Here is a 21,499-nt window from a genome sequence, read left to right as displayed (position 1 = left end):
CGGGTTGCGACTGAGGCCCACGTCGCCCCCGGGCGGTTATGATCGGTCTATTGTAGAGCCAGCAGAGCGCGCGCTGCAGACGCGCCGGCCGAGGGAGACAGCATGACCACCACCATCTACCAGAAGACCGAAAAAGGTCAGGACGAGATCCGCACACGTGCGAATCACCTCGACCAGCGTCACCGCGCGCTCCTTCTGATGATCAACGGCGAAAAAACCTGCGACGACATCCTCGTCCAGCTGCAACCTCTGGGCATGACGCAAGCCGTGTTCGACGAGCTCGAGAACGCCGGATATATCCGCACGCACGCGCCCGGGGTCGCTACCGTGAAGGCGGCATCGGCCACCGCCTCTGCGGCAACTGCAGAGGCGGCGTCCCCCGCCTCTGCAGCCACTTCAAAAGAGCCGGCCGCCGAAGGCTATCAACGCCTCTACCGCTTCTATACCGAAACCATCAGCCGGTATCTCGGCCTGCGCGGCTATCTGCTTGAGATGAAAGTGGAGAAAGCGGGCAACATCGCCGAACTCGTCGCCCTGCGCGACACGCTCAAGACCGCGCTCAGCAAAACACGCGGCGAGCCCGAGACCAGCAACGTGATCGCCCAGCTGGATCTGCTGATCGACGAGGCGAAAGGCTGACAGCGACGTATCCGGGCGAGCATGAAAGGCGGTCGCGTTAGCCACCTTTTTTTTTGAGCGCCGTTGAATGCGAGCGTCCACCAGATCTTGAGGTCACCGCGTCGCGGAATGGGAAAACTTCATTACCATGGCGAATCCCATTCGCGTGCTTCATGGCTGAGGACCGCCCATGCCCATCGATATCCGAGCCCTTCGTTACTTCGTCGAAACCGCGCGGCTGCACAGCTTCACGCAGGCGGCGAGTTCGCTCTCGGTAACACAGTCCACCATCAGCAAGATGGTGCGTCAGCTGGAAAACGAGGTTGGGCAGCCGCTGCTGATCCGCGAAGGCAGGCAGGTGCGGCTTACCGACGTGGGCCGTGTCGTGTACGCGCGCGGCCAGGAAACGCTCGGTGTGGTGCACAGGCTGACGCTTGAAGTCGCCGACCTGTCTTCGCTTGGACGGGGCGAACTCACGGTCGGCATCCCGCCGATGGTGAACCTGTTCTTCTCGCCCGTCGTGAGCGCGTTTCGGCAGCGTTATCCCAACCTGGCGCTGAACCTGGCCGAGTACGGCGGCAAAACTGTGGAACAGCAGGTAGCCAACGGCGAGCTGGAGGTCGGCGCCACGGTTCTGCCCGGCGACAGCGGCCTCGAACTCGCTACGCGGCAGTTTGCAAAGTACCCGATCTGGGTGGTCGGGCCGCGCAAAGCGAAATGGGCTAAGGGCAAGACCGTCAGCCTCTCTGCACTGCGTGACGAACCGCTGCTGTTGCTGGCCGAGGATTTCTCCCTCACGCGCAAGCTGCGCCAAGCCTTTCTCGAAGCCCGCATCGAGCCGCACATCGCTGCGCAGAGCGGGCACTGGGAATTCCTCGCCTCGATGGCGGCTGCGGGCCTAGGCACGACTTTTTTGCCACAGCCGCTGGTGGCCAATCTTGCGAACCGTGACAAGCTGGCTGTGGCGCGCTTGACCGCTCCCGACATGGAATGGGCGCTCGCGCACCTGTGGTCGCCGGGCCGCTATCTTTCCCACGCCGCTCGTGCGTGGCTCGCGACGTGCGAGGAAGTGCTGGGCGCCTGAGCAGCGGCGCCCACGCTTCAAGCGCTGAGAGCGGGTTCCAGGGGCTGGCTCTCATCCATAGAATCTGCCGGGGCCATCGAGCCCTGATCGCGGAAGCGCACATGCCAAGCCAGCGCCTCTTCCAGCAGATGCGGGGTATGCCCGCCGCGCCGCTGCGCGCGCACAACGTAGTCGCGCAGCAGCTCGCGGTAGCGAGGGTCCGCACAGTTGCCGATGATCTGGACAGCACGCTCGCGCGGCGCCAGCCCTCGCAGATCAGCCAACCCGTGTTCAGTGACAATGATGTCGACGTCGTGCTCGGTGTGGTCCACATGGGAGACCATCGGAACGATGCTCGAAATATCACCGTCCTTAGCCAATGACTTGGTCACGAAGACCGACAGATGCGCGTTGCGCGCAAAGTCGCCCGAGCCGCCGATACCGTTCATCATGTGCGTGCCGCCCACGTGCGTTGAATTCACGTTGCCGTAGATGTCGCATTCCAGCGCGGTATTGATGGTGATCAGGCCCAGCCGGCGGATCACTTCCGGGTGGTTGCTGATCTCCTGCGGCCGCAGAACCACGCGCGTCTTGTAGCGCTCCAGCTCCGTCAGGAACCGTTTGTAGACCGGGCGTGACAGCGTGATCGATGAAGCTGACGCAAACGCCAGCTTGCCCGAGTCGAGCAGCTCGATGGAACTGTCCTGCAAGACCTCGGAGTACATCTTGAGGTCATGGAACGGCGAGTCGATGAAGCCATGCAGGACCGCGTTGGAGATGGTTCCGATACCCGCCTGCAGCGGCTGCAGCGTGGGCGAGAGACGGCCCGTGCGCACCTCTCGCGCCAGGAATGCGTTCAGGTGCCCGGCGATGGCGTTGGTCTCCACATCGGGCGGCAACACGTTGGATGGGCTGTCGTCCTGCCCCGTAATGACGATGGCAGCGATCTTGCGCGGATCGATCGGGATATACGGCAGGCCGATGCGTTGCTCCGGTGCAATGAGCGGAATCGGCTGACGATGGGGCCGCTGCACCGGGAAGAAGATATCGTGCAGCCCTTCCAGATTGGCGGGCATGTTCAGGTTGATCTCGACGATCACCTGTTTCGCCAGCACCGCAAAACTTGCGGAATTCCCCACCGATGTGGTCGGCACGATGCCGCCGTTCTCGGTGATGGCCGTGGCTTCGACAACCGCCACATCCAGCGGTGCAATCTGCCGCGAACGCAGTTGCTCGACGGTTTCCGACAGGTGCTGGTCAATGAACATGACCTCGCCTGCGTTGATCTTGCGCCGCAGCGTGGCATCGGCCTGGAACGGCAGGCGTCGGGCAATCACATCGGCTTCGGCCAGCACCTTGTCGATGTCGTTGCCCAGCGAGGCACCGGTCATCAAGGTAATGCGCAGCGGCTCGTGCGCAGCACGCCGGGCCAGGGCAAACGGCACGGCCTTGCAGTCGCCCGCACGGGTGAAACCGCTCATGCCGACCGTCATGCCATCGCGGATCAGGGCTGCGGCTTCGTCCGCAGACACCACTTTGTCCAGCAAGGATTGCAACCGAATGCGGCCGCCGATATCAGAGGTCATTTCGTCTCCTGGGTACTTCGCCGGGCCTGCGTTTGGCGCTTCTTGGTGTGACGCGCGGCGCCTGATCCGCAGCTCTCGGCTTGTTCACTGTGATATGCAGCCCCAGTGTAGCGACGGCAATGAATTCTGATGGCGATAAAAAATCATGGAATCCAGTCGGTTTTTTCATAGATGGCCGACCTTGGTGGCGCGTCTGCCGCTTGCGGTGAAAACCAAAAAGCAAAGGGCCGCACATGGGCGGCCCCTTGATTACGGCAAAGAATCGATGCTCACCCTGCGCGACATCAAAGCTGAGCGTAGTCCTCGCTCGGCGGCACGGCGGTCAAGGCTCCGGGAAACGTGCGAGCTTGGCGGCATTTTTCGGCACCGGATACTGCGCCACGTTCATTTCCATGGCGAGCAGCGTGTAGTAACCGCAGATACCGGTCATGTCTACGATGCCCTTATTGCCGAACCGCTTTTCCGCCCTGGCATAGGTCCCGTCGGCCACGCGCTTGTTGCGGATGAGTTCGGTCGTGAAGTCATAGACGATCTCCTCGTCATCACTCATCCCGGTGGGGCGGCGGCCATCGGCAATCGCATCGGCAATACTGGGCTTGATGCCCGCCTTCAGGGCGATCGGATGGTGCACGTACCACTCGTAATCCTGGCTCCACTCCCGCGCAGTGACGAGTATGACCAATTCGCTCAGCGTGTTGCCGATGGCGGAGTGATACCGCAGATAGTCACCCATTGCCCGGGTCTGGCTCATCACCTCCGGGCTATGCATCAGGGGCTCGAACGGCCCGAATACAGGCACCTTGCGCGCAGCCTGAAAGTCTTGCGCTGCCTTGGCCTGTTCGGCGTCGTATTTGTCCGGCGGAATGGTTGGCAGGCGCTCGGCAGCGTGTGCAGACGTCATCAGCACCAGTGCGGCTGTCGACAGTAATGTCAGTACGTTTTTCAACGTGAGTCTCCTCATATGTTTTGATTGTTCTTTGCTGGCGCTGAACGCAACGGCAGGGATGCAGGTGCGGCGTTCGGCCAAGGCATTCTGGAATCGGGAGGAGGTACTGTCAACGCAGCCTTGGCGAGCGGCGCGCGGAGGGCTGATCACGATCGGACCACGCGCGTTCACCTTATGGAGACCACGGCAAAAAAAAGAGGCCGCACATCGGCGGCCCCTTGATCACGTCAGAGGATCTGCGCTCAGACTTCGACGCCCTGGCTCTGCAGGTATTCGTCGTAGGTGCCAAGGTAATCGGTCAGCGTGCCGTCCGGGCGCACTTCGATTACGCGCGTGGCCAGGGCGCTAATCAACTCACGGTCATGCGACACGAAGATCAACGTGCCTTCGTACTTGTCCAGCGCGATCTGCAGCGACTCAATGGATTCCATGTCCATGTGGTTGGTCGGCTCGTCGAGTGCCAGAACGTTGTGACGGCCCAGCATCAGCTTGCCCCAGATCATGCGGCCCTTCTCGCCACCGGAAAGCACCTTCACGCTCTTCTTGATGTCGTCGGCCGAGAACAGCAGGCGGCCCATCGTGCCACGCAGCGATTGGTCATCGTCACCGGCTTGCGTCCACTGGCTCATCCAGTCCATCAGGTCGCGGTCTTCGGGGAATTCTTCGTAGGTGTCCTGCGGCATGTAGCCGACGTTGGCGTTCTCGGCCCACTTGACGGCGCCACCGTCGACCTCGATGCCGCGCTGTACGCCGGTCTTCACGGCGCCGTTCAGCAGGCAGCGCAGCAGCGTGGTCTTGCCCGCGCCGTTCTCACCGATGATGGCAATCCGCTCGCCAGCGCGCACGGCCATGGTCAGGCCATCGAAAATCTTGCGGTCGTACGTCTTGCGTGCGTTATCGGTTTCCACCGCCAGGTTGTGCAGCTTCTTCTCCATCTCGAAACGGACGAAGGGGTTCTGGCGCGACGACGGCTTGATGTCTTCCACCTTGATCTTGTCGATCATCTTCAGGCGCGACGTGGCCTGGCGGGCCTTGGACTTGTTGGCCGAGAAGCGGCGCACGAAGTCCTGCAGGTCGGAGATGCGTTCCTTGGCCCGCGCGTTGGCAGCCTGCAGGCGTTCGCGCGCCTGCATGGAGGCTTCCATGTAGTCGTCGTAATTGCCCGGGTAGACCTTGAGCGTGCCGTAGTCCATGTCGGCCATGTGCGTGCAGACCGAGTTCAGGAAGTGGCGATCGTGGGAAATGATGATCATGGTGGAATTGCGCTCGTTGAGCACCGATTCCAGCCAGCGGATCGTGTTGATGTCGAGGTTGTTGGTCGGCTCGTCCAGCAGCAGCACGTCCGGGTTCGAGAACAGCGCCTGCGCCAGCAGCACACGCAGCTTCCAACCGGGAGCAACGTCTCTCATCGGGCCCTGATGCTGGCTGGTCGGGATGCCGACGCCCATCAGCAGTTCACCCGCACGCGCTTCGGCGGTGTAGCCGTCGTATTCAGCGTACTTGGCCTCCAGGTCGGCGGCCTTCATGTAATCGTCGTCGGTCGCTTCCGGGTTGGCGTAGATGGCATCGCGCTCCTGCGCGGCGGCCCACATTTCGGTGTGGCCCATCATCACCACGTCCAGCACGCGCATGTCTTCATAGGCGAACTGATCCTGGCGCAGCTTGCCCAGGCGCACGCCCGGCTCCAGCATCACGTTTCCGCCGCTCGGCTCCAGATCGCCGCCCAGGATCTTCATGAAGGTCGACTTGCCGCAGCCGTTGGCGCCGATCAGGCCATAGCGATTGCCCTCGCCAAACTTGACCGAGATGTTCTCGAACAAGGGCTTGGGCCCGAACTGCATGGTGATGTTGGCGGTGGAAAGCACGTGGAAACCTTGATTTGGAAAGCGGTGATCTGGCGCGGCAGGCACATGGCCGTTCGCCATTTGGGGAACCGGAAATTTTACCACCCGGACGTGACCCGGATGGCTCGGGGCTTACGCCTTCAGTGCCGGATACCCCGACAAGTGCAGCGTAAAGCCCGTGGCGTCGACCTCCAGCTCGGCCTGGGCGCCAATCGGCAGTGTCGCCTTGGTCGGGCAATGGCCGAACGGCAAGCCTGTGACGACCGGAATCGACAGGCGTTCGGCCAGGTAATCGCGCATGGCGTCGAAATCGTAGCCGGCGTCGTACGGCGTGGTGCGATAGCCGGAGAAGTCACCCAGCACCAGCGCCTGCTGCGTCTCCAGCACGCCGGCTTGCTGTAGCTGCAGCAGCATGCGTTCCACGCGGTACGGATGTTCGTTGATGTCTTCAACAAACAGGACGCCGTCGCGGATATCCGGCAGATACGGCGTGCCGATGAGGCTGCACAGCATGGCCAGGTTGCCGCCCCAGAGCGTGCCAGCGTAGCGGCCAGGCCGTGCGCAACCATTCGGTTGCGGCACATCCACGCGCAACGCATAGGTCGGGCTGCGCAAAATGCCCCAGAAGTGCTCGACCATGAACGGGTCGATGTTTTCCAGCCCGAAGTCCGAACACACGTGCGGGCCAGCAAACGTTACGCCGCCCGTGGCCGCCAGGTACGCCAGCGAGAACACGGTGAAATCGCTGTGGCCCACGATGATGGCGTCCGTCGCCTGCGCGCGACGACCGATATCGATGAAGTCGATATGGTCCAGCAAGCGCGTGAGGCCATAACCGCCGCGGATGGCCATGGCGATTTCCTGGTCAGTACCCGTGCCGATCTGGTGCAGGTCAGCCAACCGCGCAAGTTCGCCACCTGCAAAACGCTGATGCTGCCGGCTCAAGCACTCACGGTTGACGACCGTGCAGTCCTGCGCTTCCAACGCCGCCACGCCGCGCTCGGCAATGGCCGCATCGTTCGGATAACCGGAAGGCGCAATCAGGCGGACAGTGGTCATGTGGCGGATTCGTCGGGTACGGTGGACGCCAGGCGTGCGGCCTTCTGGCTCGCGCGGCGCTCGGCAAAGAATGCGCGCAGCATGTCGCCGCATTCCTGCGCGAGCACGCTGCCGGCGATGGCGGTCTGGTGGTTCAGCCGCGTTTCTGCAAACAGGTCGAGGATGCTGCCGGCGGCACCCGTTTTGGGGTCGGGCGCACCATACACGACGCGCGCCACGCGGGCATGCAGCATGGCACCGGCGCACATCACGCACGGCTCCAGCGTCACGAAGACTTCGCAGTCGGGCAGGCGATAGTTGCCGAGAGTTTCGGCCGCCTGACGCAGGGCGCGCATTTCGGCATGCGCGGATGGGTCATGCGTGCCGATCGGTGCGTTGTAGCCTACGCCGACGATTTCGTTGCCGCGCACGACCACGGCACCCACCGGCACCTCGCCCTGCCCCCACGCGAACTTCGCCTGCACGAGCGCCTGCTGCATCCAGTAGCCGTCGCGCTCATGGGCGGACATGTCGGCGGGCGGCGTGAGAACGTGGGGCGTGGTCATGCGTGCGGGGAGATTTTCCGATCAATCCTGTTCGTGCGGACGCGCAAGCTTCACGTCGGCCCAGCAGTTTGGGGTTTCATACAGCACGAGCTTGGACAGGCGCAGATGGTGCCCAAACGTGTTGCGAAACACCGGCTCGAGAATATCGAACGCAATCTGAGCGAGGTTCTCGACGGTGGGCACGTCGTTCAGCACGACGGTCTTATGACCGCCTTCCATATCGTTCAGGAACTCGACCAGCTTGGTATCGCCGCGATAGACGAGGAAGGCGTGGTCCCACAGATCGACGAGGTGCTTGTTGGCGAGCTGCTTGACGTCGCCGAAGTCGAGAATCATGCCGTCGTCGGCAGCCTTGTCGTTGTGCAGGACTTCGCCGGTGAGCGTGAGTTCGAGCTGGTAGCGATGCCCATGCAGGTTGCGGCACTGGCCGGCATGGCTCGGGATGCGGTGGCCGGCATCGAATTCGAGCCGGCGCGTAATGGAAACGGTCTTGGTCATGGAACAAGGTGGCGGCAGCAGGCGCCGCGAAACGGCTGGAACCGGCAGAAAACCGGAGGCAAAGTGCTGCGGCCCGCCTTAGCGGATGCCCAGCATCTTATGGGTTTGCAGCGACAGGCGCCAGCGCGGCCGGCGCTGGCACAGCTCAACGGCGAGCGCCGTATTCTGCCGGGCAAGCGGGCCATCCATGGCCTGCAGGAAGAAATGCTGGAAATCCAGCCGTTCGTATGCGTCGAGGTCCTGTCCGTCTTGCGGAATCACCACCTTCAGCTCGTCGCCGCGCGTGACAACGAGTTCGGAGCCCATCTTGGGGCTCACGCACACCCAGTCGATGCCCTCCGGCACGGCGATGGTGCCGTTGGTCTCGATGGCGATTTCGAAGCCGCGTGCGTGCAGCGCATCGATCAGCGGCTTGTCGAGTTGCAGCAGCGGCTCGCCGCCGGTGCAGATGACGAGTGGCTTGCCGCCCGCGGCGTTGGCCGGCCATTCGGCGGCAACGGTATCGGCGAGTGCGTTGGCAGTGGTGTATTTGCCGCCTTGTGTGCCGTCCGTGCCAACGAAGTCGGTGTCACAGAATTGGCAGACGGCAGTGGCGCGATCGGCTTCGCGCCCACTCCAGAGATTGCAGCCGGCAAAGCGGCAGAAGACAGCTGCACGGCCGGTGTTGGCACCTTCGCCTTGCAGCGTGTAGAAAATTTCCTTGACGGCGTAAGTCATGTCTGAACGGTGGCATTCACAGGAGAACGCCGCAAAATCGACGTCATTCCCGCGCAAACCGTACCAGTGCCCACTAGTGATTAACCCGATATTGTTTCACAAATCGGGCTGTTACGCCGCGCTACCCGCAGAAGGACGCCAGCGTCACAAAGGAAAAAGCACCCTCTGGCGTCAGCCATGCCGCAAAAATGAAGGAGGCGCCGGCCGCTGCCAACGCCCATGCAGCCCATCGGTTCAGTCGCGCCTTCATGCCGGTTGCGCCAGCGGCGCGCGCGCGAGTTGGCGATCATCGATCGGCCAGTGCAGCAGCGCGGCCACCACGCCGAGCGCCATCGCGCCAAACCAGACCGCGTCGTAGGAATGCAGGTGGTCGTACACCACGCCGCCCAGCCACACGCCCAGGAACGCGCCAATCTGGTGGCCAAGGAACACGAAGCCGAACAGCGTGCCGATATAGCGCACCCCAAACACCTGCGACAGCAGCCCGTTTGTCAGCGGCACCGTGCCCAGCCACAACAAGCCCATCACGATGGCAAACGCATACAACGTTGGCGGCGACAGCGGCAGCAGGATGAACAGCGCAATCGCCGCCGTGCGAATCAGGTATAGGAGCGACAGCAGATACTTGCGCCGGAACAGCCCACCCAGCGCGCCGCAGTAATACGTGCCGACGATGTTGGCGGCGGCAATCAGCGCCAGCGCGACCATGCCGTGTCGGCCGGTGAGCCCTTTGTCGAGCAGGTACGCCGGCATGTGCGCACCGATAAAGGCGAGCTGGAATCCGCACGTCAGAAAACCGAGATTCAGCAGCCAGAAACCGCGGTGGGAAAAGGCCTCGCGGATGGCCGAACCCATGCTCTGGTGCGCTTCCTGTGCGGCAGCATTAGACGTTTTTTCGCGCAACGGCGCGGCCAGCGGCAAGAAGATCGCCATGACCACCGCCATGACCACCAGCGCCGTCACCCAGCCGACCGTGCTCAACAAGCCCTGCGCGGTCGGCACCATCACGAACTGGCCGACACCGCCCACCGCACCGGCCACGCCCAGCGCCCAGCTGCGCCGCTCAGGCGGCGTCAATCGGCTGATTGCGCCATACACGACGCCGAACGACGTGCCTGACAACCCGAGCCCGATCAGCCCACCCGCCGACAGCGTGAAGCTCAGCGGCGTACTCGCATGCGCCATCAGCAGTAAACCAAGCGCATAAACCACGACGCCTGCCACGACCACTTTGGCCGCCCCGCAGCGGTCGGCCAGCATGCCCGCAAATGGCTGTGCCGCGCCCCAGATGAGGTTTTGCAACGCGATCGCCAGGCCAAAGGTTTCGCGTGTCCAGCCGTGCCCCATGGTGATCGGCACGAGGAAGAGGCCTTGCACGTGGCGGATGCCCAGCGCAAGGCCGATCACCGCCCCGCCGGCCAGTACCGGCAACCAGGGCGATTGGGTGAGAGATTTCGATGTCATGAGCGTTTTTTCTCCGATGTGAGTGACATTCCCACTTCGCAAGCGTGCCGAATGTGCATTTGGCTGGAATGTCGCTTGATGGCTTATTAAACTTCGCCATATCCGGGTTCTCAACTGACCTTTGAGAACGCCTTGCATGAGGAAAACGCATGTCGACACCCCTGGTTAGGCTGGCCTCCCTGGACTTGCTGCGCGGTTTCGTGGCGGTGGGCCGGCGCATGAGCATCACGCTCGCGGCCGATGATCTGTGCCTGACGCAATCCGCTGTAAGTCGGCAGGTATCGGCGCTGGAAGAGGCGCTGGGCGTGAAGCTGCTGGTGCGCGGGCACCGCTCTATCGCGTTCACGCCCGAGGGTGAACGCCTGTTCCGCAGTGCCGACAGTGCCGTGCAGCAGTTGCAGGACGCCATTGGCGCCATCCGCGTGGCGGCCGAACGTCGGCCGGTGACGATCACGGCCAGCATCGGCGTGACAGGCTTGTGGCTGCTGCCGCGCCTGGCGCGTTTCCAACTGCAGTACCCCGACATCGACGTGCGCGTGGCCACCAACAACCGCCTCGTCGACCTGAGGAACGAAGGGATCGAGCTTGCCATCCGGTATTGCCCACCGGGCGATGCGCCGCCCGGCGCCATCCGGCTGTTTGGGGAGACCGTTGCGCCGGTCGCGCATCCGTCGCTGGGGTTGCGCTCGCTGGATTCCGCCGAGGCGTTTGCCGGCCTGACGCTGCTCGACTTTGACGACCGTGACCTGCGCCGCCCGTGGCTCCAGTGGACAGACTGGCTGGCTGCAGCGGGCTGGAGCCACGCCAAACCGCGCACCGTGCTGCGCTTCAACCAGCACGACCAGATCATCCACGCAGCGGTGGCCGGCCAGGGGATCGCGCTCGGGCGCCTGGAACTGATCGCCCCGCTGCTGGCCGACGGCCGCCTTGTCACCGTACCGACCATCGCGCCTGGGGTGCTCAACACGCATGCGTACTGGCTGATCCAATCCGAGCCGAACCCGCGCCGCGACGTGCGCGATGTGGCCGCCTGGATCTGCTCGGAAGCGACAACCCAGGCCACGCATGCGCCGGGCGCATCCGAACTTGCGTGACACACCGCACAATTTCGCCCAGGACCGCGACATTTACACGCCCGAGGCCCTAGCCGGAGAACTGACGGCGCTCGGCTTACCTGCCGACGCCATCCTTGCACAGGCGCAGTCCGACGCCAGCAAGCCGCCCCTGCGCGAGCAAACACACGCCGCGCAGATTCGTGGCATCTTTGGCGCTCCCACATTCTTTGTCGGCGACGCGATGTTCTGGGGCAATGACCGCCTGGACGATGCGCTCGCCTGTGCCGCAGCATTGCAGTCCAGCCCCCCTCCACTTCACACCGGATAGCCCATGCCGACCCAGATCGAAAAAGCCCATGCCTTCCGCGCGCTGCACGAGCGCAGCGGCACCTTCGTGATCCCCAACCCGTGGGACCGGGGCTCGGCCCGGCTGCTGGCGTCGCTCGGCTTCGAAGCATTGACCAGCACCAGCGCAGGCTTCGCGTTTTCGCGCGGGCTGCCGGACTATGGCGTGGGCCGCGACACCATCCTCGCGCATGTGGCCGATCTGGCCGCCGCCACGGATGTGCCCATGGCTGCCGATCTGGAAAACGGCTTTGGCGACGCCCCGGAAACCGTGGCGGAGACGATCCGTCTGGCAGGCGCCACCGGCATCGTCGGCGGCTCGATTGAAGACGCCACGGGCCGCGCTGATGCGCCCATCTATTCGCTGGAAGCTTCGGTGGAACGCGTGCGTGCCGCGGTGGAGGCTGCACGCTCTCTGCCGTTTCCGTTCACGCTGACCGCGCGCGCTGAAAACCACCTGCACGGCCGCAACGACCTGGCCGATACGATCCGCCGCCTGCAAGCCTTCCAGGACGCTGGCGCCGACGTGCTCTACGCTCCGGGCCTGAAAACGCGCGACGAGATTGCCACGGTGCTGCGCGAGATCGATCGCCCGCTCAATGTGCTGATGGGCTTTGCCGACGGCAACCTGAGCGTGGCCGAGTTGACCGAATTGGGCGTCAAGCGCATCAGTGTGGGCGCCACGTTGATGCGCGTGGCCATGGGCGCGTTCCAGCGTGCGGCGGAAGAACTGCGCACCGCCGGCACGTTCAACTTTGCACGCGATGCTGCCAGCGGGGCCCATCTCAACAGCCTCTTTGCGCCGTTCGCCTGACCCGCGCGACCAAGCCAACGCAACCCGCCATGCCATCCTCCCCAACCGATGTAAAGCCGCCCGGCGGCCTGCGCCAGATTCCCGCCGGCATCTGGGTGCTCGGCTGCGTCAGCCTGCTGATGGACATCGCCTCCGAGATGATCCACAGCCTGCTGCCGCTGTTCATGGTGTCAGTGCTGGGGGCAAGTGCCTTGTCGGTCGGCTTGATCGAAGGTCTGGGGGAATCGACGGCGCTCATCGTCAAGATCTTCTCCGGCACGCTGAGCGACTACCTCGGCAGGCGCAAGGGCCTCGCGGCGTTCGGCTATGCGCTGGGGGCGCTGTCCAAGCCGTTGTTCGCCATGGCGCCCACGGCCGGCGTTGTGCTGACAGCGCGCCTGGTGGACCGCCTCGGCAAAGGCATCCGCGGTGCGCCGCGCGATGCGCTGGTCGCCGACATTGCCCCGCCTGCGCTGCGCGGCGCGGCCTTCGGGTTGCGGCAAGCGCTCGATACCGTGGGCGCGTTTCTGGGGCCACTTCTGGCCGTCGGGCTGATGGTGCTGTGGGCTGATGATTTTCGCGCCGTGTTCTGGGTGGCCGTCGTGCCGGCGCTGTTGTCAGTAGCGCTGCTCATGTTTGGCCTGCGCGAGCCCGAGACCCACAACGGCGCGCGCCGCACCAACCCCATCCGCCGCGACAACCTCCAGCGGCTGAACGGCGCGTACTGGTGGGTGGTGATGATCGGCGCAGTCTTCACACTTGCCCGTTTCTCCGAGGCCTTCCTGGTCCTGCGTGCACAGCAAGGCGGCATTCCCGTCGCGCTGGTGCCGCTGGTCATGGTGGCAATGAACGTCGTTTATGCGCTGGCGGCGTATCCGTTCGGCAAGCTCTCAGATCACATGAGCCATACGAAGCTGCTGGCGCTCGGGCTGGTGGTGTTGATTGCCGCCGATGTGGTGCTTGGCCTATCCGCTCACTGGAGCGTGGTCGTCGTGGGCGTGGCGTTGTGGGGCGTACATATGGGCATCACGCAGGGCTTGCTGGCAACCATGGTCGCCGATACCGCACCGGCCGATTTGCGTGGCACCGCATACGGCATGTTCAACCTGGTAAGCGGGCTGGCCATGTTGGCCGCCAGCGTTCTGGCCGGGCTGCTGTGGGACAAGCTGGGCGCAGCCGCAACGTTCCACGCGGGCGCGGTGTTCTGCGTGCTGGCGTTGGGGCTGCTGGCGATAAGAGGGAAGTCTTCCGGGCCGATCACGTGACTCCCGTGACGTTCGGCTGCACCTTGAACCAGTCCACCAGAAAATCCAGCATGGCCCGCAGCGCCGCCGGCATCTGCCTGCGCGAGCTGTACACGCCGTGAATGCCCAGCGCCTGGGGCGCGTGCTCAGGCAACAGGCGCACGAGTTGCCCGCTGGCGATCATCGGCGCAGCAGCAAACACCGGTTGCAACGCTATGCCCGCGCCCTCTCGTGCCGCTGTCAGCAACACCATCGATTCATTCGCACTCAGATTGCCGCCCACCGGCACGTCCGACGGGGCGCCCGTCTTCGCATCCGTGAACTTCCACAGGCTTTTGCCGAAATACGAATACGTCAGGCAGTTGTGAACGGCCAGGTCTTCCACGCGGCGCGGTGTGCCATGCGCGGCCAAGTACGACGGTGCCGCCACCACAACGGATTCACACACGCCCAGCGGCCGCGCAATCAAGTTCGGATCAAGGTCGTTGGTGATGCGCACGGCCAGGTCGATGCGCTCTTCCACAAGATTGATGGTGCGGTTGTCGACCACCAGATCGACGGCCGTGTGCGGATAGCGCCGCAGGTAGGCCGTCACCGCCGTGCTCAACGTCTGCTGCGCCAGGGATTGCGCACAGGCAATGCGCAGGAGCCCGCGCGGCGTATCGGCTTCGGGGCCATCCGCCACAGCCATCTGTGAAGCGATTTCCAGCATCTGGCGGCAGCGCGCGAGCGTCGTTTCACCGGCGGGCGTCAGGCCGATGCGGCGCGTGGTTCGGTGCAGCAGCCGCGCGCCGGACCACGCCTCCATCTGCGCCAGATAACGCGTGACCATCGCGCGCGACATGTCGAGCCCTTCTGCGGCGGCGCTCAGGCTGCCGCGATCGACGATCGCCACAAAAACTTCGGCTGACGTGATGCGATCCATATTTGATCGATTGGCGAAACAAATATGCGCATCTTAGGCGGTTTTTTGATCGAATCAAGCAACCTAAAGTGGCGACATTGCTGCAACCACATGCAACTGGAGAAAACAATGCCCCTGCTTCGCACCTTGCTTGCCGCCGCCCTTGCAACCGCCGGCATGATTGCCCACGCTGCCGCACCGGCGCCGCTGCATCTTGAGGTCTACAACCCGGGCGACAAAGGCATCTTCCCCGTGTCGTCGGAAATCATCACCGGTGCACATGAGGCCATCCTGATCGACGCGCAATTCCAGCGCAGCGACGCAGAAGCGCTCGTGCAGAAACTCAAGGCCAGCGGCAAGACGCTCACCACCGTCTACATCAGCCATAGCGATCCGGATTATTACTTCGGGCTGGATGTCATCCGCGCGGCATTCCCGAAGGCGAAGATCGTGGCCACGCCGCAAACGGTGGCTGCCATCAAGGCGTCGATGAACGGCAAGCTGGCCTACTGGGGCCCGATCCTGAAAGACAATGCGCCCAAGACGCTCGTGCTGCCCGAGGCGCTGCGCGCCGACCGTCTGACGCTGGAGGGCCGCGCCATCGAGATCAAAGGCCTGAACGGCCCGAACCCGGCACGCACGTATCTGTGGATTCCGTCGATCAAGACCGTGGCCGGCGGCGTGGTGGTCTTCAATGGCGATCACGTATGGGTGGCCGACACGCAAACGCGCGAATCGCGCCTGAGCTGGCTGCAGACGCTCGACAGCATCACGGCGCTCAAGCCGACGACGGTGGTGCCGGGCCACTTCACCGGGGCGATGCCCAAGGGGCTGGAGGCGGTGCGCTTTACGGCGGATTACCTGAAGACCTTCGAAGTACAGGCCGCCAAGGCCGACAACTCGGCAGAGCTGGTCAAGGCGATGAAGACCGCGTACCCGACGCTGGCCGGCGATGCATCGCTGGACTTGAGCGCCAAGGTCATCAAGGGCGAAATGAAGTGGCCGCAGTAAATCGGCCGGTCACCTGGAAAACAACATGACGACGCTGCATTACATTTACGACCCGCTATGCGGCTGGTGCTACGGCGCCGCGCCGCTCGTGCAAGCCGCGCGAAACGTGCCGGGCTTGACGATCACCTGCCACGGCGGCGGCATGCTTGCCGGCCCCAACCGCCGCGCAGTAACGCCTCAGTGGCGCGACTACGTGATGCCGCACGACCACCGCATTGCAGAGTTGACTGGCCAGCCCTTTGGCGAGCCCTACTTTGAAGGCTTGTTGCGCGACACCACTGCCACGATGGATTCGGAGCCGCCCATTACTGCCGTGCTCGCCGCGCAAGCGCTTGGCGGCCGCGGGCTGGATATGATCCATCGCATCCAGCGCGCGCATTACGAAGAAGGCCGACGCATTGCCGACGTGCCTGTATTACGCGAGCTGGTAGCGGAGATCGGCCTATCGGCCGAAGCATTCGATGCGGAATACGCGCAGCAAGCCGGCGGCCCGACGCAGAAGCACATCGCACAAAGCCGGCAGTGGCTCGATCGTGTTGGCGGTCAGGGTTTTCCGACGTTTGCGCTGGAAGATGCGCAAGGCAAGCTTGGCATCATCGATATCGGCCCGTGGCTTGGTAACCCGGAGCACTGGGCTCAAGCGCTAACCCAGCACATCGGCGCGCCTGCCCCGGCCCCGAAGATCGAAGCTGATGGCCCCGTCTGCGGGCCGGACGGCTGCGCGTAGAGGCGTGCTCAGCCCTTGAGCTGCCAGCGGGCAAGTTCGTCGTAGCGCGTCTTGCCCAGCCAGCTATGGATGAGAACGAACTCGCGCACCGTCCACGTGATGGGCTCGATTGCCTTTGGCGCAAAGCCGCCGCGGTCATACAGCAGCGTGATGTGAGGTTTGAACGCCCCACGTGGCGCCGGCACGGCGGCATGTTGGAGCGCTTCGCCCAGCGCCGCCTGAAACGCCATCAAACCGGCTACACCTTCATCGCCCAAGAGAACAAACGGCCGGTGATCGCGTCGGCCATGAAAGCTCACCACTTGGTTGAACGTGGCATCGAATGCCGGCAAGGCCAGGCTGTCCGCCGCTGCGCGCACGCGCGTCAGGATATCGTCAGGCGGCAGATGAACGAAATCGCCCAGATGATGCAGCGTGACATGCAGACGCTCGGTGCGCAGCGCCTTGCCTTTGAAACCCACCACGGGCCGCAATTGGTCGATCAGGCGTGCAATGCGCCCTGCGGTCTCCACGTCGGGCTTGATCGCCAGAAACAGGCGATGCGCGGGCAATTGCGGGGTGGCTTCGAATCCGGGAAGAGTGAGCTGGGTCACGGCAGAGTCGTCGAACGACGGTTGGCGATCCACTCATTATCGACGCCCGCATGACGTCTCGCTGAAAGTCCTGCTGAGCGCATCAAAAGCAACGCCCGGCGGTGACAACCTGCCGGGCGAAGTCTTTCCAGATGTGATGCAGCGATCAGATATCGAAGAACACAGTCTCGGCGCCGCCATCCGGGGTGTCTTGCAGGCGCACGTCGAAGGTGTAGACCACCTCGCCGTTACGCTCGCTGCGCTGGGCAATCAGCGTCTTGCGGCGCACTTCCCACTCGATGCCGTTCAGTACCGGGTCAGTACCGTTGGCTGCGGCCTCATCGCTGAAATACACGCGGGTATGCAGGCCGAGGTTGATGCCGCGCGCAAACAGGATCATGCAGATATGCGGTGCCTGCGTCGACCCGCTGCGGCCAGCCACCGCGCCCGGCTTGATGGTGTCGAAACGATAGACGCCCGTATCGAAATCCGCGCCGGCGCGGCCCCAGCCACGGAATGCCGGGTCGACGGCTTTGTCTTGCCGGTCTGCGGGATGCGCGTATTTGCCGTCGGCGTTGGCTTGCCAGATCTCGATCAGCACATCGCGCACGAGCGAGCCCGAGCCGTCATAGACGCGGCCTTCCAGCGCGATGCGTTCGCCGCGCGTGGCGGGCGTAGTCAGTACGCTGCCGAATTCCTTGTCGTAGATGTCGAAGCCAGCCTGGCGCGGTGCAAGGCCGATGTGCACATACGGGCCGCCCGTCTGCGAAGCAGTCTCGTTGAAATGCGCGAACGGAGGCGTTGTCGTCATGGCCGTTGCCTGGGCACGTTCGAGCGATTCACGCAGTGTGGTCGTGGTCATCACTTGGCTCCTTGCAGGGCGGGCACGGCGTTCTCGAAATGCGTGGCACGGCGGCCGCGCAGCGTGATGTCGAAACGGTAGCAGCGGCTGTCGAGCGGCACGTGGTTTGCCGTGTCGTGCAGTGCAATCAGGCCGCGCACCTGCTCTTCGCTGGGGATGGTTTTGATGATGGGGCACTGCGCGATCATCGGATCGCCCTCGAAGTACATCTGCGTGATCAGGCGCTGCGCCCAGCCGTCCCCGGAGAGCGAGTAATGGATGTGCGACGGGCGCCAATCGTTGATGCGGTTACGCCACGGATACGGGCCGGGCTTGATGGTGCGATAGACGTAGTAGCCGTTGGCATCCGTCAGCATGCGGCCGCAGCCGCCGAAGTTCGGGTCGATCGGCGCGATGTATTGATCTTTCTTGTGGCGGTAGCGCCCACCGGCGTTGGCCTGCCACACCTCCACCAGCGCGTTCGGCACGGGGCGGCCGAACTCGTCGCGCACGTAGCCGTGGACGATGATGCGCTCGCCGATCGGCAGGCCTTCCTTGGCGTAGTTGAGGATGAGGTCGTTGTCGAGCGCGCCCAGGTCATCGGCATGGAACACCGGTGCGGTGGTCTCCGACAGCGTATTGAGCGTGGAGATGAGCGCGTTGCGCGGCGAGCGCAGCACGCTGGTCTTGTAGCCGGGGGTCAGTGCGGGCGGATGCTGCGCGGTGTCACGCTGGGCGAATTCGCCGGTGCCGGAAAGCGGCAGGGTCATGGGGCGTCTCCTTATGAAACTTATGAAATCGTGGGAAGACTGTATCGCCGCCAAAAAGTGAAGTAAATTGACTTTTTATCGGAAAATCGATAACTCCAAGTTATGGAAAGAGTGATTTCGGCCGACCTGCCATCCCGCATCCGGTTTCGCCATCTGAGCTGCTTTGTCGCCATCGCGCAGGAGCGCAACCTGCGGCGCGCTGCCGAGCGGCTGCATTTGAGCCAGCCGGCGGTATCGAAAACGCTGGGTGAGCTTGAAGCCCTGGCCGGTGTGCAACTTGTTGAGCGCGGCCGCCAAGGCGCACGGCTCACCGCTGCCGGCGAGCAATTCCTCCGGCACGCCGTGGGCGTGACCCAGGCGCTTGAATCGGCCACTGCCGCGCTGATGGGGTCGACGGACGCTTCTGCGCCAGTCGTGCATGTGGGCGCCCTGCCAACGGTGGCCAGCAGCCTGCTGCCCCAGGCGATTGCGCATCTGCACGCGCAGCGCCCGCATGCCGGCGTGCGCTTGCGTACCGGCACCAATGTCGAACTGCTGACCGCGCTCAAGGCCGGCGAACTCGACTTCATCGTCGGGCGCATGGCCGAGCCGGATCGGATGCAGGGGCTGTCGTTCGAACTGCTGTACGCCGAGCCCCTGGCGCTGGTCGTGCGGCCAGGGCATCCGCTGTTGATGCAGCCAGGCGCATCGGCCTCGTTGCAGGCGGTGCTGGACTACCCGCTGGTGATCGCCATGCCAGGAACGGTGCCGCGCCATCACACCGAGGCGCTGTTCCAGACGCACGGGTTGCGCTTGCCCGCGGGAGTGACGGAAACGCTTTCGGTGTCCGTCGCACGGTTGCTGGCGTGTCGATCCAACGCGGTGTGGATCACGCCCGAGCGCTCCGCCGCCGACGACCTGGCGCACGGGCAACTTGCCCGTCTGGACATCGCCACGTCCAGCACCAAGGAGCCCGTCGGCCTGCTGCGCAGAAGCGATGCCACGCCAAGCGAACTGGCCAGCGCGTTCATGGAACTGCTGACCGAACTGGCGCAAGCGCCCTACTGAGCCGCCGCCCAAAAAAAATGCCGACCCCATGGCCGGCATTCTTTCTTTCGAGGCGCAGATCAACGGTGCGCCATCTCCACGTCATCCGCAGCATCGAAGACACTGCGATCGGTCTGTCCGAGCAATTGGCTGGTGATCGTTCCGGCAGTCATCGAGCCATTGACGTTGAGCGCGGTACGGCCCATGTCGATCAGGGGCTCGATGGAAATCAGCAGCGCCACGAGCGTCACCGGCAAGCCCATGGCCGGCAGCACGATCAATGCCGCGAAAGTGGCGCCACCGCCCACACCTGCCACGCCAACCGAGCTGAGGGTGACGATTGCCACCAGCGTTGCAATCCACACCGGATCGAACGGGTTGATGCCGACGGTGGGCGCCACCATGACTGCCAGCATGGCCGGATACAGGCCCGCGCAGCCGTTCTGGCCAATGGTGGTGCCAAACGAGGCGGCGAAGCTGGCGATCGACTCCGGCACGCCGATGCGCCGCGTCTGCGCCTCGATGCTCAGCGGAATGGTGGCTGCACTCGATCGGCTCGTGAACGCGAAAGACAGCGCCGGCCAGACCTTGCGGAAGAAGCGAAGCGGATTGATGCCGTTGAGCGTAAGCAGCACGGCATGCACGCCAAACATGATCGCCAGGCCTAGGTAAGACGCCACCACGAAACCGCCGAGCTTGATGATGTCCTGCACGTTGGATACGGCCACCACGTTGGTCATGAGCGCGAGCACGCCATAAGGCGTCAGGCGAATGACAAGCCGCACGAGCTTCATCACCCAGGCCTGCGCGGTGTCGATGGCGGTCAGCACGCGCTCGCCTTTCACAGCGTCATCCTTGAGCAGGTTCAACGCCGCCACACCCAAGAACGCCGCGAAGATCACCACGCCGATGATGGACGTCGGCTTGGCGCCGGTCAGCTCGGCAAACGGGTTCTTCGGGATAAACGACTGCACCAACTGCGGCACCGAGAGGTCTGCCACCTTGCCGACATAGCTGTCCTGGATGGCGGTCAACCGGGCGGTTTCCTGCGCGCCTTGCACCAGCCCCTCGGCTGTCAGCCCAAACAGGTGGGTGACAAACACCCCGACCAGTGCGGAAATCAACGTCGTAAGCAGCAGCGTGCCGATCGTTAGCACGCTGATCTTGCCGAGCGACGCCGTGCTGTTGAGCTTGGCCACCGAGTTCAGCACCGACACCAGCACCAGCGGCATGACGATCATCTGCAGCAGCTGGATATAGCCGCCGCCAACGATGCTGAACCAGGAGATCGACTGCTTGAGTGTCGCGCTGTCGTCACCATAGATGAGGTGCAGCGCCAGGCCGAAAACGATGCCCAGCACCATGCCCAGCAGCACACGTTTGGCCAGACTCCAGCTCGCGTTCACGCGCCCCAGAGCAAGCAGGATGACGACAAAAGTCGCGATATTCAGTAAGAGCGGAAGGTTCATGTTCCTTTGTGTCGCACGTTGCGCTCGAAATCGAGCCGGAATCTTACGCCAGTTGCACAAAGGTTGCCCGAGCACGGATCGCATCCAAAATGCAGGCCAATCCGCCGTAGAGCCGGCACAGGCTTGGGTTTACGGCTGACGAACTTCCGTGTGCGGTGACGAGGAATGCCCATGCGTGAATGCTCACAACGCCCAGTTCCCCCGCGCGGCAGTGGCTTTCCGAGAACGAAAAAAAACCCGCACAAGTGCGGGCTGACAAGGAGCCGAGCGATCAGGAGGTCACGCTCAGTCAGAACGAGTGAACGATACCGGTGTACGCACCCAACTGGTTCTTACCCACCGCCGGGTTGTTGTTGGTTGCTTCCACCGAGAAGTTGGCGGTAGCGCTGTTCTGCACCGTGC

General features: G+C 63.7%; 21 protein-coding genes and 2 pseudogenes. 9 read left to right on the top strand and 14 right to left on the bottom strand.

Annotation, left to right across the window (positions count from 1 at the left end; all coding sequences use genetic code 11):
• Nucleotides 1-102 precede the first annotated feature (102 nt).
• Both ACCD03_RS15405 and ACCD03_RS15400 read left to right on the top strand, forming a co-directional pair.
• Nucleotides 103-639, top strand: a complete 537-nt coding sequence (locus ACCD03_RS15405; RefSeq protein ID WP_413412192.1) for a hypothetical protein — start codon at nt 103-105, stop codon at nt 637-639.
• Between the two features lie 169 nt (nt 640-808).
• Nucleotides 809-1,702 (top strand): LysR family transcriptional regulator, encoded by an 894-nt coding sequence (locus ACCD03_RS15400; protein ID WP_045206389.1) that lies wholly within the window; start codon nt 809-811, stop codon nt 1,700-1,702.
• 17 nt (nt 1,703-1,719) lie between these two features.
• Here the strand turns inward: ACCD03_RS15400 and ACCD03_RS15395 are convergent, their stop codons facing one another.
• From ACCD03_RS15395 to ACCD03_RS15360, 8 genes are all read right to left on the bottom strand, one after another.
• A complete protein-coding gene (locus tag ACCD03_RS15395; protein ID WP_045206390.1) occupies nt 1,720-3,267 on the bottom strand; it encodes an acetyl-CoA hydrolase/transferase family protein in 1,548 nt (515 codons plus the stop codon).
• 322 nt (nt 3,268-3,589) lie between these two features.
• Nucleotides 3,590-4,213, bottom strand: a complete 624-nt coding sequence (locus ACCD03_RS15390; RefSeq protein WP_316677592.1) for a carboxymuconolactone decarboxylase family protein — start codon at nt 4,211-4,213, stop codon at nt 3,590-3,592.
• A gap of 242 nt (nt 4,214-4,455) precedes the next feature.
• Nucleotides 4,456-6,078: an ABC-F family ATPase gene (locus ACCD03_RS15385; protein WP_325649767.1), complete on the bottom strand. Its 1,623-nt coding sequence runs from the start codon at nt 6,076-6,078 to the stop codon at nt 4,456-4,458.
• 111 nt (nt 6,079-6,189) lie between these two features.
• Nucleotides 6,190-7,116, bottom strand: a complete 927-nt coding sequence (ldcA, locus tag ACCD03_RS15380) for a muramoyltetrapeptide carboxypeptidase (RefSeq protein ID WP_413412191.1) — start codon at nt 7,114-7,116, stop codon at nt 6,190-6,192.
• On the bottom strand, nt 7,113-7,661 hold the full coding sequence (tadA, locus tag ACCD03_RS15375) for a tRNA adenosine(34) deaminase TadA (protein ID WP_413412190.1): 549 nt from the start codon (nt 7,659-7,661) through the stop codon (nt 7,113-7,115). The genes ldcA and tadA overlap by 4 nt, the downstream gene beginning before the upstream one ends.
• Before the next feature lie 21 nt (nt 7,662-7,682).
• A complete protein-coding gene (gene queD / locus ACCD03_RS15370; RefSeq protein WP_253539229.1) occupies nt 7,683-8,159 on the bottom strand; it encodes a 6-carboxytetrahydropterin synthase QueD in 477 nt (158 codons plus the stop codon).
• 78 nt (nt 8,160-8,237) lie between these two features.
• A complete protein-coding gene (gene queE / locus ACCD03_RS15365) occupies nt 8,238-8,876 on the bottom strand; it encodes a 7-carboxy-7-deazaguanine synthase (RefSeq protein WP_413412189.1) in 639 nt (212 codons plus the stop codon).
• 246 nt (nt 8,877-9,122) lie between these two features.
• Nucleotides 9,123-10,340: an MFS transporter gene (locus ACCD03_RS15360; protein ID WP_413412188.1), complete on the bottom strand. Its 1,218-nt coding sequence runs from the start codon at nt 10,338-10,340 to the stop codon at nt 9,123-9,125.
• 149 nt (nt 10,341-10,489) lie between these two features.
• Here ACCD03_RS15360 and ACCD03_RS15355 point away from each other — a divergent pair, with 149 nt between their 5' ends.
• The 4 genes and pseudogenes from ACCD03_RS15355 to ACCD03_RS15340 all read left to right on the top strand — a co-directional run bounded on the left by ACCD03_RS15355 (nt 10,490) and on the right by ACCD03_RS15340 (nt 13,798).
• Entirely contained in the window at nt 10,490-11,434 is a 945-nt protein-coding gene (locus tag ACCD03_RS15355) for a LysR substrate-binding domain-containing protein (RefSeq protein ID WP_045206396.1), read from the top strand.
• Nucleotides 11,435-11,444: 10 nt separating this feature from the next.
• Nucleotides 11,445-11,723, top strand: a pseudogene (locus ACCD03_RS15350) (DsbA family protein); the annotation flags it as partial.
• A 3-nt stretch (nt 11,724-11,726) separates the two neighbouring features.
• Nucleotides 11,727-12,554, top strand: coding sequence for an isocitrate lyase/PEP mutase family protein (locus ACCD03_RS15345; protein ID WP_253539208.1), 828 nt, complete (start codon nt 11,727-11,729; stop codon nt 12,552-12,554).
• A gap of 29 nt (nt 12,555-12,583) precedes the next feature.
• Nucleotides 12,584-13,798, top strand: coding sequence for an MFS transporter (locus ACCD03_RS15340; RefSeq protein ID WP_413412187.1), 1,215 nt, complete (start codon nt 12,584-12,586; stop codon nt 13,796-13,798).
• Here the strand turns inward: ACCD03_RS15340 and ACCD03_RS15335 are convergent.
• Nucleotides 13,791-14,702, bottom strand: a complete 912-nt coding sequence (locus ACCD03_RS15335) for a LysR family transcriptional regulator (protein WP_045206399.1) — start codon at nt 14,700-14,702, stop codon at nt 13,791-13,793. The genes ACCD03_RS15340 and ACCD03_RS15335 overlap by 8 nt on opposite strands.
• 108 nt (nt 14,703-14,810) lie before the next feature.
• Here ACCD03_RS15335 and ACCD03_RS15330 point away from each other — a divergent pair, with 108 nt between their 5' ends.
• Both ACCD03_RS15330 and ACCD03_RS15325 read left to right on the top strand, forming a co-directional pair.
• Nucleotides 14,811-15,692, top strand: coding sequence for an MBL fold metallo-hydrolase (locus ACCD03_RS15330; protein ID WP_045206401.1), 882 nt, complete (start codon nt 14,811-14,813; stop codon nt 15,690-15,692).
• A 25-nt stretch (nt 15,693-15,717) separates the two neighbouring features.
• The gene (locus ACCD03_RS15325; RefSeq protein ID WP_413412186.1) at nt 15,718-16,419 is read left to right on the top strand and encodes a DsbA family protein; all 702 of its coding nucleotides are present in this window, start codon (nt 15,718-15,720) and stop codon (nt 16,417-16,419) included.
• A gap of 8 nt (nt 16,420-16,427) precedes the next feature.
• Here the strand turns inward: ACCD03_RS15325 and thpR are convergent, their stop codons facing one another.
• From thpR to pcaH, 3 genes are all read right to left on the bottom strand, one after another.
• Nucleotides 16,428-17,012: an RNA 2',3'-cyclic phosphodiesterase gene (thpR, locus tag ACCD03_RS15320; RefSeq protein ID WP_413412185.1), complete on the bottom strand. Its 585-nt coding sequence runs from the start codon at nt 17,010-17,012 to the stop codon at nt 16,428-16,430.
• A 145-nt stretch (nt 17,013-17,157) separates the two neighbouring features.
• On the bottom strand, nt 17,158-17,853 hold the full coding sequence (gene pcaG / locus ACCD03_RS15315; RefSeq protein WP_045206405.1) for a protocatechuate 3,4-dioxygenase subunit alpha: 696 nt from the start codon (nt 17,851-17,853) through the stop codon (nt 17,158-17,160).
• Nucleotides 17,853-18,602 (bottom strand): protocatechuate 3,4-dioxygenase subunit beta, encoded by a 750-nt coding sequence (gene pcaH, locus ACCD03_RS15310; RefSeq protein WP_004626742.1) that lies wholly within the window; start codon nt 18,600-18,602, stop codon nt 17,853-17,855. Before pcaH ends, pcaG begins: the two co-directional genes overlap by 1 nt.
• A gap of 102 nt (nt 18,603-18,704) precedes the next feature.
• Here pcaH and pcaQ point away from each other — a divergent pair, with 102 nt between their 5' ends.
• Nucleotides 18,705-19,649: a pca operon transcription factor PcaQ gene (pcaQ, locus tag ACCD03_RS15305; protein ID WP_413412184.1), complete on the top strand. Its 945-nt coding sequence runs from the start codon at nt 18,705-18,707 to the stop codon at nt 19,647-19,649.
• A 59-nt stretch (nt 19,650-19,708) separates the two neighbouring features.
• Here the strand turns inward: pcaQ and ACCD03_RS15300 are convergent, their stop codons facing one another.
• Nucleotides 19,709-21,097 carry an L-cystine transporter gene (locus tag ACCD03_RS15300; RefSeq protein ID WP_045206407.1) on the bottom strand — a complete coding sequence of 463 codons (1,389 nt, stop codon included), beginning with the start codon at nt 21,095-21,097 and terminating at the stop codon, nt 19,709-19,711.
• A 289-nt stretch (nt 21,098-21,386) separates the two neighbouring features.
• A pseudogene (locus ACCD03_RS15295) lies at nt 21,387-21,499 on the bottom strand (porin); the annotation flags it as partial.

The sequence above is a fragment of the Ralstonia sp. Ralssp135 genome (assembly GCF_047304345.1).
GTDB classification, from domain to species: Bacteria; Pseudomonadota; Gammaproteobacteria; order Burkholderiales; family Burkholderiaceae; genus Ralstonia; species Ralstonia chuxiongensis.
The sequence above is the reverse complement of the archived record's forward strand: the minus strand, read 5'-3'. Positions and strand labels throughout refer to the sequence as shown.

Bases quoted from the DNA above. Each gene is read 5' to 3' on its own strand.
- ACCD03_RS15325 (WP_413412186.1), top strand. From the start codon at position 15,718: ATGACGACGCTGCATTACATTTACGACCCGCTATGCGGCTGGTGCTAC.
- ACCD03_RS15405 (WP_413412192.1), top strand. From the start codon at position 103: ATGACCACCACCATCTACCAGAAGACCGAAAAAGGTCAGGACGAGATC.
- pcaG (WP_045206405.1), bottom strand. From the start codon at position 17,853: ATGACCACGACCACACTGCGTGAATCGCTCGAACGTGCCCAGGCAACG.
- ACCD03_RS15345 (WP_253539208.1), top strand. From the start codon at position 11,727: ATGCCGACCCAGATCGAAAAAGCCCATGCCTTCCGCGCGCTGCACGAG.
- ACCD03_RS15360 (WP_413412188.1), bottom strand. From the start codon at position 10,340: ATGACATCGAAATCTCTCACCCAATCGCCCTGGTTGCCGGTACTGGCC.
- tadA (WP_413412190.1), bottom strand. From the start codon at position 7,661: ATGACCACGCCCCACGTTCTCACGCCGCCCGCCGACATGTCCGCCCAT.
- queD (WP_253539229.1), bottom strand. From the start codon at position 8,159: ATGACCAAGACCGTTTCCATTACGCGCCGGCTCGAATTCGATGCCGGC.
- ACCD03_RS15300 (WP_045206407.1), bottom strand. From the start codon at position 21,097: ATGAACCTTCCGCTCTTACTGAATATCGCGACTTTTGTCGTCATCCTG.
- queE (WP_413412189.1), bottom strand. From the start codon at position 8,876: ATGACTTACGCCGTCAAGGAAATTTTCTACACGCTGCAAGGCGAAGGT.
- ACCD03_RS15330 (WP_045206401.1), top strand. From the start codon at position 14,811: ATGCCCCTGCTTCGCACCTTGCTTGCCGCCGCCCTTGCAACCGCCGGC.
- pcaH (WP_004626742.1), bottom strand. From the start codon at position 18,602: ATGACCCTGCCGCTTTCCGGCACCGGCGAATTCGCCCAGCGTGACACC.
- ACCD03_RS15335 (WP_045206399.1), bottom strand. From the start codon at position 14,702: ATGGATCGCATCACGTCAGCCGAAGTTTTTGTGGCGATCGTCGATCGC.
- ACCD03_RS15395 (WP_045206390.1), bottom strand. From the start codon at position 3,267: ATGACCTCTGATATCGGCGGCCGCATTCGGTTGCAATCCTTGCTGGAC.
- ACCD03_RS15400 (WP_045206389.1), top strand. From the start codon at position 809: ATGCCCATCGATATCCGAGCCCTTCGTTACTTCGTCGAAACCGCGCGG.
- ACCD03_RS15340 (WP_413412187.1), top strand. From the start codon at position 12,584: ATGCCATCCTCCCCAACCGATGTAAAGCCGCCCGGCGGCCTGCGCCAG.
- pcaQ (WP_413412184.1), top strand. From the start codon at position 18,705: ATGGAAAGAGTGATTTCGGCCGACCTGCCATCCCGCATCCGGTTTCGC.
- ACCD03_RS15355 (WP_045206396.1), top strand. From the start codon at position 10,490: ATGTCGACACCCCTGGTTAGGCTGGCCTCCCTGGACTTGCTGCGCGGT.
- ldcA (WP_413412191.1), bottom strand. From the start codon at position 7,116: ATGACCACTGTCCGCCTGATTGCGCCTTCCGGTTATCCGAACGATGCG.